Annotated in this window: 5 protein-coding genes and 1 pseudogene; all 6 read left to right on the forward strand. The window is 58.8% G+C overall.

Annotated features, from left to right (window positions below; translation table 11 throughout):
• The first annotated feature begins 39 nt into the window (after positions 1-39).
• The 6 genes and pseudogenes from AAFG13_RS18070 to AAFG13_RS18095 all read left to right on the forward strand — a co-directional run bounded on the left by AAFG13_RS18070 (position 40) and on the right by AAFG13_RS18095 (position 11,795).
• Positions 40-1,248 (forward strand): MFS transporter, encoded by a 1,209-nt coding sequence (locus AAFG13_RS18070; RefSeq protein ID WP_342712864.1) that lies wholly within the window; start codon positions 40-42, stop codon positions 1,246-1,248.
• Between the two features lie 1,616 nt (positions 1,249-2,864).
• Positions 2,865-3,305: pseudogene (locus AAFG13_RS18075) on the forward strand (alpha-ketoglutarate-dependent dioxygenase AlkB); the annotation flags it as partial.
• An 815-nt stretch (positions 3,306-4,120) separates the two neighbouring features.
• A complete protein-coding gene (locus AAFG13_RS18080) occupies positions 4,121-6,436 on the forward strand; it encodes a molybdopterin-dependent oxidoreductase (protein ID WP_342712865.1) in 2,316 nt (771 codons plus the stop codon).
• Positions 6,437-7,776: 1,340 nt separating this feature from the next.
• Positions 7,777-8,967, forward strand: coding sequence for an HWE histidine kinase domain-containing protein (locus tag AAFG13_RS18085; protein WP_342712866.1), 1,191 nt, complete (start codon positions 7,777-7,779; stop codon positions 8,965-8,967).
• A 266-nt stretch (positions 8,968-9,233) separates the two neighbouring features.
• On the forward strand, positions 9,234-9,647 hold the full coding sequence (locus AAFG13_RS18090; protein ID WP_342712867.1) for a DUF1236 domain-containing protein: 414 nt from the start codon (positions 9,234-9,236) through the stop codon (positions 9,645-9,647).
• Positions 9,648-9,797: 150 nt separating this feature from the next.
• Positions 9,798-11,795, forward strand: coding sequence for an AI-2E family transporter (locus tag AAFG13_RS18095; protein ID WP_342712868.1), 1,998 nt, complete (start codon positions 9,798-9,800; stop codon positions 11,793-11,795).
• Positions 11,796-12,053: the final 258 nt, after the last annotated feature.

The raw sequence follows: 12,053 nt of genomic DNA on the forward strand, positions 1-12,053 counted from the left end.
CTTGCGACGCCCCACCCGAAGACGAGTTTCAAACCCCTCATGAAATCGAAGATCTTCTATGGCTGGCGCGTCGTCGCGGCCTGCTTCATCGTCGCCTGCTTTTCGTGGGGCCTCGGACTTTTCGGATCGAGCGTCTATTTGCAGGCGGTGACGACGGCGCACGGTTGGTCCATCTCCCAGGTCTCTTCCGCCATAACGGTGTTTCTCTTGGTCAGCGCGGCCGGTCAGAGCGCGCTGGGTCGGAGTATCGCTCGTCACGGGCCTCGGCCCGCACTCCTCGTCGGCACGGTCTGCATGTGCTGCGGGGTCGTCGCGATCAGCCTGGTGGACCGTCCCTGGCAACTCTATCCGTGTTTCGTATTCCTCGGCATCGGCTGGGCGACCCTCTCGACGACCGGTATCTCCGCAACGGTGGCACCGTGGTTCGAGCGCTATCAGGGCCGCTCAATAACCCTCGCGATCATGGGCGCCAGTTTCGGCGCGATCCTAGGAGTTCCTGCTCTCCTCTATACCGTCGACCGGCTGGGTCTGCGCGCAGGTTTATGCACGGCAGGCGTCTTCACCGCTGTCGTGCTCCTTCCACTCATCGCAGGCGTTCTTCGTTATCGCGGTCCGGCGGATCTAGGATTGGCGCGAGACGGCGGGGTCCCTGGAGCGGACGGTGCGCCCGAACGCGCCAAGCACATTGCAACGCCTGAGAACCGTCGCCGTCTTCTTTGGAGCACGACGCTGGCTTTCGCCCTGACGTTGCTCGCGCAGATCGGCTTCATCGCTCATCACGTCGCATTGGCCGACCAGTTTCTCGGCAAGTTCGGCGCCGGCCTCTTGGTCAGCGCGACGGGTGCGGTAACGCTGTTCGGCCGGCTGTATTTAGCAAAGATAGTCGACGGTGCGCCGGTCCGGCGGCTCGCCTGCGAAGCCATGATCGCTCAATTGGGCGCCCTCCTCGCGATCGGCCTTTTCCCTTCGGCGACGACCCTGATCGTCGGGAGCCTGATCTACGGTTTCGCGATCGGACATGTGACAACCCTCAGCCCGATCGTCGTCCGCCGTGAATTCGGCGCCGAGGCCTTCGCCAAGGTGTACGGAACGGCTGCTACGTTCATCCAGTTCTTCTCGGCCTGCGGACCAGCCTTCATAGGATATCTCCATGAGCGGCTGGGAAGCTACCCCCCGGTACTGCTCGTCTCCGCGGGTATCACCGCGCTGGGCTGCGCTTCGCTATACCTCGGCCCGAAGAGAGAGTGATAAGCGGTTCCAGACCGTCCTATCGCCATCGGCTCGTCCTCTTGCGAACTGATAGCGATCCACGCCGCAAGGATTCCCCGGTTTACGCAGCGGCCTTCGAACGGGGGAGCCCATTCACCGTCTGCGACTATACGATCTCACTCCTTGGTGAGCCTGCAATGAATGTGCTAAACGTTGCGGGTGCGGTGCCTCTCAAGGGTGCCACACAAAAACAGACCGCCGGTCCGAAAAACTAATAAAATCAACGCCCCATGGGATTGCTGCAAGCGTTCAATTCTGTCTGGCAGCACCATCTTTTCAATAGCTTAGCTGACATCCCGCTCTCCTGACACCGTCGCCGGAAGCACCCCGGAAGCACGGCGGTCAGTTCTTGGAAGGGCCGAGGCGCCTCGACAGGCCGGCGAGAAGGAACACTGCTGTCAGAGCGGGCTGGACACCTTCCTGCGGTCCATCAGCCTAAAATCGCGCTGCGCTACGTAAGAGCTGACTGATAAGCGATCCGGGCGCGGAAGCGTCGAGGCCGCTTATTTCACTCGGCTCACGCCGATCTGCACGCTTGATGAGGCCGCGGTACTCTATATCGCAGGCTTCCTGCAGCGTGACGGGATCGTCCTCGTTGACGGCGATCTTGTGTCCTTTCGTGAGAAGTCCCGCAACATCCTAGCTAGACCAAGATCAAAGGGCGTGGAACATGGCCCGCTGGCGCTGATCGGCTCGCGCACGAAGCTTATGCAGCATTGGGCTGATCGGAGCGACCACTGGCTCGATCCGAAGAAGGTGATGCCGCGCAGGCCTAAATCACTTAAAAGCCCGCTACCGGGTCGCCTGCGCCGTCTAAATTCATAGTGCCGGGGTCGTTGAACGCGGACGCAGCGACCGCGAATTCTGTTGTCGAGCGTTCGAGTCGCGGGAGGCTATCGCCTTTGTCCATACCGACCAAACCTACGATATCTCGTCGATCCTTCGCCCGAGAGTGGCGTCACATCGCCCTTGGTGAAGCCGAAATGTCTTCATCAATTGCGCTTGATCGGCACGAGCGGGCCGGCTCGATGCGTCCCTCAAGAAACTTCGACGATGTTTTTGCCGAGGAATTTGCGAGCGGCCGATAGGCCTCGTCATCCGTATGGCACCTGACGTTGATCGAAGGCGCATCTACGTGCCCGCTATCGTCAAGAATAGAGATGCGGTATTCTCTCATGGCCGTCGCACCACGCCGCAAAAGATGCGCCGGGAAGTCGCCAGAGCCTCGGCTTTTCGGGTACCTATGATCTACCCCTGCTCAGCGTCTGTGGGGCATTGACCGGCAGTCTGCTACAAACTGCACTACCCGAACAACAGATCGGTTGCCTGACGGCTGCGCACTTCAAAAAACAAATGAAGCGCCTATATGAACGCTATCCCCGAACCATCCGGCGGCCTGCTTGTCCCAACAACTATCGATGTTCGACGTGCCGGCATCTTGTCCGCAAGGGCTCCGTTACACCGCTGATTTTGTACCGCCGGTTTCCGAGTCGGAGCTGATCGAGCGGATTCGAGAGTTGCCGCTTCAGCCCTTCCAGTTCGGGCAGTTCGAGGGTAAGAGGCGAGTTGCCTGATTCGGATTTCGGTACGATTACTCGTCACGACGAATGGAGGAAGCCGAACCGATACCATCTTGGCTCCATTACACCGTGGCGGCCGTCGAAAGGTTCGGCGGTCCGCCAACCAAGATCGGACAGGTGCTGTGTACGGAATATGACGTCGGCGTCGGGATCGGCTGGCATCGCGACAAGCCGCAATTCGACCGGATATTCGGACTGTCGTTGGGATCTGCGTGCAAGTTTCGATTTCGGCGTAATGCCGGCGAGCGATGGGAACGATTCACATTGGAGGCGGAGCCCCGGTCTCTCTACCTGATGTCCGGCGCAGCTAGGCAGAACTGGGAACACAGTATTCCGGCTGTCGAGTCGCCACGCTACTCGATCACGTTACGCACGATGGTCGAGGTCCGCGGAAACCGATGTGAAACGGCATCATTTGATGATCAGCGATCCTATCGGGCGCTAATCATGGCATGAGATCGAGCGCGCGCCATGTATTCTGGTGGCAGAGCCCTTGCTGATATTCGGGCAGTCGCCTTGTCGTTGAACTCGTTATAGTGATCGAACTGCAGCTGTTCGTCGCGCAGATGAGGCGCTGCGCCCGACGAATAACGCCGATTTGGCAGCGCTCCAAATCGGATCCCGACACGACCATCAAACTGGATAATTGCCCAGTGTAAGGCGCCTCACAACGACGTATAGCGCTTTAGCTTTTTAGTGCGTTCGGAGGGTGTTCGCATTTGCGGCGATTTCAACAGGTTGCCAAGCTTCGTCAAGAAATAATGGTTCGTTTCGAGCGCAACGGGGGCCTTTGAAGGGCTCGCCCTTAGAATTGTGCCGAGTTCAAGTTCCGCACCCGAAAATCAGTCCAAAGGCTTAGCGGTTGTGAGCGCGCACCCCGAATAGGCGCTTCAGTCGGTTGATCAAGAAGGACGGAGCCTGGACAGAATGAATTTGGTAGCTGCAGCTGGCGAGGTGTCCGGTCGAATTCGAACAGGTCCAGCGATGCGACCACGACGCAAATACACTTCGCCGGCGAAACCGCGGCGTTGACGGAAATCGGGTAGTTGGCGCGCCTGCGCTACGGCCAGTCATTCAATGAGCCGCATAAATGCGGAAAACCTCATTTGAGGACGCTTATCCAGGCCAGTTTGTATCTGCCCGGAAAAACACTTGTCGAGATCGATGCTATGCGCAGGCTCTCTATATCCCTATCCCCTAAGCCAGGCTTTCCGAGTTGTTTTATTACATCTATCATATAATATCGCCAACCGATCCGGGAGGAAGGTGCGATGCCGAACGCAGGGTGGAAGAAAACCGCTTGCAACATCTGCTACGTCAATTGCGGGGTCGAGGTCCTTCTCGAGGAGGATCGCATCGTTAAGGTGCGGGGCGATCGCGATAATCCGAAGTCGCAAGGCTACCTCTGCAACAAGGCGGCACGCATTCCCTTCTATGCTCATCATCGAGACCGGTTGACGACGCCATTGCGGCGGCGTCCCGATGGAGGCTTTGACGCCATCGATTGGGATACTGCGATCACCGAGATCGCAACCCGGCTACAGGATGTCGTCGACCGCCACGGCGGCAAGAGCATCGCTCTCTATGGTGGTGGCGGTCAGGGCAATCATGCCGGCGGCGCCTACGCGACTGGCTTCCTACGCGCACTCGGCTCGCGCCACGTGTTCAACGCGCTGTCACAGGAGAAGACCGGCGATTTCTGGGTCAACGGTCATCTGTTCGGCAGCCAGACCTGCCACACTGCAGAGGACGTGCATCACTGCGATCTCCTCTTCGTGATCGGCGCCAACCCCTGGATCGCTCACGGCTTCCCTAACGCGCGCGATCATCTGAATCAGATAAGGAAGGACCCAGCCCGCAAGCTGATCGTGATTGATCCGCGCCGTACCGAGACCGCCGAGATGGCCGACTTGCACCTCGCCGTGCGACCCGGGACGGATGCGTTCTTGCTGGGAGCGATCCTCGCCACCCTGCTGCGACGCGACACGCTGGATCATGAATTCATCGCCGCGCATACGACGGGCTTCGCCGAGGTGGAGGCCGCTCTGCTCGGCATTCCTGTCATGGAGTGGGCCGCGGCAGCTGACATTCCGCTCGACCAGATCGAACGCTGCGCCGACATGATCGGCGCGGCCAAGGCGATGACGGTCCGTGTCGAGCTCGGCATACAGCAGGGCGTCAATTCGACCCTCAACTCCTATCTGGAAAAGCTCCTGATCATGCTGACCGGAAGCTTCGGCAGGCCAGGCACTAACCAGCTCCATAGCTGGCTCATGCCGCTATGGGGCAACTCGCCGAACCAGAAATTTGCCGCGACCGATACCGAAGTGATCGGCGGGCTTTTGCCGCCAAACATCTTTCCACAGGCGGTGCTCAACGACCATCCCGACCGCCTGCGTGCGGTGTGGATCGACAGCTCCAACCCGGCGAACACCGCGGCGAATACGGCCGAAGTGGAAAGGGCGCTTGGTGCGCTTGACCTCTGCGTCGTCGTCGATGTGGCCATGACCGAAACGGCCCGGCTCGCCCATTACGTGCTGCCTGCTGCGTCGCAGTATGAGAAGACCGAGTTCACGCTGTTCAATTTCGAATTCCCGAAGAACTTCTTCCACGTCCGGTCAGGTGCGGTGCCAACGCTGCAAGGCACCCTGCCCGAGCCAGAAATCTATACGCGCCTCGCTCGCGCGCTCGGTCTCCTGCCCGGTGACAACGCGCTGGCACCCCTTCGCGAAGCCGCCTTCCATTCACGACCCGCGTTCGCCCAGGCATTTCGCGCCTTCATAGCTGCCAATCCGCAAAGCTCCGCAGTCGGCGCGCTCGTTCTCTACCATACGCTAGGGGCCACCTTGCCGGACGGTACCGCGGCCGCGGCGCCGCTCTGGCAGGCGGCGCAGGCCTGTGCCAAGCGCTCACCCGTCGCGGTGCGGCGCGCGCTCGGACCTCGCGGCGAGGTACCGGACGCCGGTCTTGGCGACGCCTTGTTCGATGCCATCGTCAGCGCGCGGAGCGGCGTCGCCATCACCGAACATGGTTATGAAGACGTGTGGTCGCTGATCAGCCATCCCGATCGCAAGGTGCATCTTGCCATTGCACCACTCCTCGAATGGCTCGGCGCACTCGATCCGGCGACGACGCAGAGACCTAAAGACTATCCGTTCGTGCTCGCCGCTGGCCAAAGGCGCATGTTCAATGCCAATCAGATCTTCCGCGACCCAGCTTGGCGGCGTGACGATCCCGATGGCGCACTGTTGATCAATAAGCGTGACCTCGACGAGCTCGGCGCGATCGACGGCGAGTGGGTCGCCGTGCAGTCGCCGGCCGGCCGGGTCGTGGTCCGTTGCAAGGCGGATGACAGCTTGCGCCAGGGCCAGCTCGCGCTGCCGCATGGCTACGGCCAGAGCTACCCGACCCGCGATGGCCAACGGCTCAGCAACGGCCCCCGCGTAAACGCCCTAACCGACAGCGGCAATTGCGATCCGATCGCGGCGACGCCGTACCACAAGCATGTTGCGGTTCGATTGGAGCGGCTCCCGGAAAGTGAAGCCACCGCCTTCGAGGAACGCTCGCGGCGTATTCACGATGGCTGAAAACTTCGGGCCCAATCCGAGACTCTCCGAATGGGCGCCATCGATCGGCTCAGTCAGATTTTGGATCATCGACAGATGAACTGATAAGTTTTTGTATGAAAGCTTATCGGTTCTGTCGGAGCCTAGAGTTTATCCAGTTTGGCAGTGACTCTTGCTGGAGGGAGAGAATCTAGAAAAAGAATTGCTCATCTGCTGCGGCTCAGGTCCCCTCGCTAGGGAAGTAGAGCCCAATCTCCAGTGCTCTCCGTATCACGTAAGCCATTGCAATTAGCCCGAATCCCACCCACCTAGGGCAATCGGCTGACCTTAAAGCCTCTGGATTTCGTCCGGGGGATGGCTCGTCTGCAAGCCCTCACGGGCCAACGCCGTCCTCATCACGGCGGCAAAACTCCTGCGCTCGTCGGGCAAGCCTTCGGCCAGGGGAACGGTCAAGGGCCGCCCCCGGGTAAGACGCTTGGCGAACGACAGGCCCTCGGCCCCTCAGCTCGATAATTCAGCCCCGACTTCTAGGCTGCATAGGATGGGCGGAAGTTGTCAAAAAGAGAGGCCAAACTAGGACCAGACAAGAATAGGTTGTCATACCGGAACTTATTCTTGTTCTAGTTGTTGTTTTGTCGGGCCCCCAAAGCAGGGGCACCGAAGATGAAACAGTTAGCAGCCAAATGATCAAATCACTGTCAGCCCTTGCGGTACTCTCGCTTCTGGGAGCGTCGGTGATAGCATTGCCAAGTTTTGCATTGAAAGTGCAAACGAAGGAGGTCGTGGTGCTGGCCAAGGGCGACCGGCTCGAGACGCGAGCTGCGGCCTCGAATTGCTCTACACAGGTCTGGCCGGATTTCGCCCCATCCTGTTTGCGAGACGCGGGCTCTGGAGGGAAGATTCTGGAAGCCCGTCTTGTGACCGCCCGCCGATAGTGCCGGTCCATCATTTCACTGACGCATAGGATACTTCATGACTTGTTGCGCACAACAGGGCGACGTCGAGATCAGTCGGCTTCACAAACGGGGCGATCTGCAAGGAAATCAGTGAACGGCTTGCCATCAGTATGAAACGAACGCTCGCTGGAATGCCGCCGCATTTGATGATGCTCCTCAGACGATTGCGAGATCAGCCTCTCTCATCCGTGCCCCGCCTAATTCGGTCGAGCCGTCCGTCAGAGTATCGATGTGACGCGCTGTCGGGCGCTGTGAACTATAGCTCGCTATCCTTGCTCGGAAGGCGCAGCAATGGCTGAAGCGGTGCCGCTCGGTAGCCGCTAAGTGGCCAAGCAAGTTCCGTTCGGTGTTCGCAGACAAATCTGAGCAACTCTTTTGGCTCCCTGTGAGAGAGTGACACTATAAATGTCGACAGATCTGACTCCGGTGCCAAATGTACTCGTCGTGGAAGATGAGATGATCCTGCGCATGCGCGCAGTCGACATCGTGGAGGATGCCGGGTTTTGTCCCATTGAGGCCGTCAACGCCGATGAAGCAATATCGATTCTTGAGTCCCGATCGGACATCTCGCTGCTATTCACCGACATCCAGATGCCCGGCAGCATTGACGGCCTGAGACTCGCCCACGCCGTGCACGAACGCTGGCCCTCGATCAAGATCATACTGGTTTCTGGTCAAATGAAGCCATCTGACACGGCAAGGCCAGAGAACAGCCGCTTCTTCGGCAAACCGCTTAGCGTCGAGCAAATGATTACCGAGTTGCAGGCGATGGTGGGCGCGGGTGCGCTAAGCATCGTTCCGAACGCAACCGATTTGCCGGCGGATCAGGCGCCACACGCCATGGAGACGGTTGATCCCTCGTCCCGATCCGCGCAGGAGACCGTCCTCTCAGCGGAGAACGACAGCCTTCGCATCCTGCTCGAACAAGCCGAAATAGATGCGCAGGCCCTACTGATTCAGGCTGGGATCGAAGCCGAGCAGCGCGACGCCGCTGACAAACTGCAAAAGCTGATCCTCGGGGAACTTCACCATCGCGTGAAGAATACTCTCGCCATGGTCAGCGCGATCGCGTCCCAGAGCTTCCGTGGAGCGCCCAGTATTGAGCACGGACAGAAGGCAATGGAAGGCAGGTTGATCGCATTGGGGCGGGCTCACGACCTACTGATGCAGGTCAGTTGGGCAAATGCGAGCCTTACTCACACGCTAAGCAGTGCGACAGAGCCTTATGATAGTCATGGAGACCGACGCTTCCATTTCAACGGACCGGATATCAGGATTACCTCCGTAGCAGTCATCGCACTTGCGATGACGTTTAACGAGTTGTGTACCAACACTACCAAATTTGGAGCTCTGTCCGTCCCCACAGGCCGCGTGGAAATCGTATGGACGATCGACGAGCTGAAGCGAAGAATCCGCCTTGTTTGGACGGAAAGAGACGGTCCGACGGTCGAGCCTCCAGCCCGACGAAGCTTCGGCACGAGAATGATGGGATCTCTCGGCCAACAATTGAACGGCCAGGTGCAACTCGCCTATGAACCGAGTGGATTCATCTACTCGTTGGATGTGCCAATGAGCTCGGTCGCGGCACTCCGGTGAATATTGCCATTTTCCTCTTCTGGGCCCGCGCGTCAGTTGGCGCAGTGCGGCGATTTGTCCAGGGACGAGGGTAGGCCGGAAGTCAGAGGCGACTTAGTAGCAATCGTCGTGAATGACCTTGGCTGATTGTTCATTGAGAACATCAGGCTCGTGTTCGCCCGCCGTAATAGACTGCATGCGCGCACCTGAGCGCCACATCGCAACATTCAGGAACCTAACGACGCCTCGGTATTTAATTACTCACGAACCTCACCTTAGGAGCTGTCATGATTTGCCGTTTAGCTGCCGCCGCTGTTGCTGTTGCGGTCCTATTTCCCATTACGACCCAGGCGCAGGGTGTCCCTGGAGGCGTCGAGCGGGGCGCGCGGGATGGTGAGCGAGCGGCAGGCCCCGTCGGTGCGGTTGTCGGTGGAGCAGTCGGCGGCGTGGTGGGCGGCGTAGCGGGGATCCTTGGTGTTGATCAGCGTCCTCGCTTTCATTCTTACGTTGTCGAACAGAGACGTCCCTCATACCAGTATCGCGAAGATGTAAGAGTTGGAGCGGTTCTTCCAGAAGAGGGCGTTAGCTACTATGATGTACCGGCCGAGTATGGCGCCCGTGATTATCGCTATACGGTGGTGAATGGTCGCACCGTGTTGGTCGAACCGCGAACACGCCGGATCGTCGAGATTGTCGAATAACAACCATAGGCCGTCTTTCGAGACGGCCTTTTCGTTTGTCGACCAATAAGGCTACCGGGCACTTTGCTCATGTACTTTAGGCAATACGAATGCCGCGCTCGAACGCCCATTCGTCAAATCATTCCGTAACAACCGAAGCTGGGCCAGCAGATGATGTCTGTGACCAGGCAGCCGTTCAAAGCACGTACGACTGAAGAGCTTGTGTCCTTGCTCGGCACGGTGGCCGTTGCGATCCTGGCTGTCATCATCGTTGCGATGCTCTATTTCGGGCGCGAAATCTTCGTCCCGATCGCATTGGCAATTCTCCTCAGCTTTGTCTTGGCACCGGTGGTTCTAATATTGCAGCGAATCCATGTGCCGCGCGGACTGGCGGTCGTGAGCGTAGCTCTGCTCGCCTTCGCGCTCATTTTTACGATGGGAAGCCTTCTCGCTACGCAATTGACGCAGCTCGCTGGAGATCTCCCACGTTATCAATCGACGATCAGCGAAAAGATCCAGTCCTTTCGAGATACAAGAGCCGGGAGAGGCACGCTTGAACGCGCCTCCGACATGTTGAAAGATCTCAGTAAGGAGATCGATAGGCCGAAAGAGCCCGCGACTTCGCGGGGACTGAGCTCCTCAATAGTCAATCCCAGTGCCCCGCAAGCCCCCGTTCCGGTGGAAGTACGCCAGCCCGATCCCGGTGCGCTGGAGAACCTGCGGACTTTGATCTCTCCGCTTATTCATCCTCTCGCAACTACCGGCATCATCATCATCTTCGTGATCTTCATACTTCTTCAACGCGAGGATCTCCGTAATCGGCTCATTCGGCTGGCTGGCTCCTACGACCTGCAACGAACCACAGCGGCGCTGGACGACGCAGCGACACGCCTTAGCCGGCTGTTCCTGACCCAGCTCATTCTAAACAGCGCATTTGGCGTGGTGATTGGGTTGGGCTTATGGATCATAGGCACACCAAGCGCGATCCTGTGGGGCATTTTAGCGGCAGTCCTTCGTTTCGTGCCTTATATCGGCGCCGTAATCGCGGCCGCGTTCCCGCTTGCTCTGGCAGTAGCCGTCGATCCCGGCTGGTCAATGCTGCTATGGACGCTCGCGCTCTTTTTTACTGTCGAGCCGGTCGTGGGCCACGTCATCGAGCCAATGGTCTATGGCCATAGTACAGGGCTTTCCCCGGTAGCCGTGGTTGCGGCGGCGACGTTCTGGACCGCACTTTGGGGACCGATTGGGCTCGTTCTCGCCACGCCTTTGACGGTATGCCTTGTCGTGCTTGGGCGCCATGTAGAACGCTTGGAGTTTCTTGACGTCATGTTCGGGGACCGTCCGGCGCTTTCTCCACCCGAAATCTTCTATCAGCGCATGCTGGCTGGCGACCCGGCAGAGGCTGCCGAAAAAGCCGAACAATTCCTAAAAGAACGTTCTTTGGCCTCATACTATGACGAGGTAGCCTTGAGGGGCTTGCAGCTGGCGCAAATTGACGCCACGCGGGGAGCGCTGGACCCGGAGCGTCTCACGAAGATTCGTGATGCCGTCGCGGAGTTTGCCAGCGACGTTGCCGATCAAGATGACAGAACGCCGGCGAAGCTTAATGTAACCACCGATGCAGAAGCCTCGTCTGCAGTAGAAAGCGTCGCGGAAAATGCGGCCCACGAAAACCTACCCATTATTAGTAAGGAAAACCTGCCGTCCAATTGGCTCGGTGAGTACCCCGTTCTTTGCTTGGCTGGACGCAGCCTTATCGATGAAGCGGCCGCGATAATGCTCGCTCAGCTTTCGACTGCACACGGTCTCACAGCACGGGTTGAAGGGGCGGACGCGCTCTCAAGTGCCAACGTTTTCCGACTTGATGGTACAGGCGTTGTGATCGTCTGCCTGGTCTATCTCGATTCGAGCGGACCGGCGCATATGCGGTATTCGGTTCGGCGCCTAAGGCGGAAGCTGCCGAAGGCCCTTATAATCCTGGGCTGTTGGGTCAAGGACATCGATCCAGACGCGCTGGAAGCGTTGCGCGACAACGCCAAAGCCGATCTCGTAGCCGCCAGCCTAGGTGATACTGTCAAGCTTTGCATCGAGGCTACGGGGGTGGCGGACCAGAACATCGCGGCCTCCACGCAGGAGAAATCCACTACCGCCGCCGCTATGATCGCTTGAGATCGAAGAAGATTTGCAGTCGGCGACTTGTGACATTTTTACGTTCCCGGCGAAAACCGACCACGGTGCACGCGTAGCGAAGCGTAGGCCGCCATCTTCGGGGCACGACTTTGCGGTTACGCTGGCGCCTTCATCGCGCCGCGCTTTTGCGCGGACCCGGTGGGCTCCCCACCATATGGACCACCGTGATTCCGCTTAGATCATTCGCACAGCTTCATTGACGGCTTTCACCCAGATCACAAGTTTGGCTTTCGCATA

The sequence above is a fragment of the Bradyrhizobium sp. B124 genome (assembly GCF_038967635.1).
Lineage (GTDB): Bacteria > Pseudomonadota > Alphaproteobacteria > Rhizobiales > Xanthobacteraceae > Bradyrhizobium.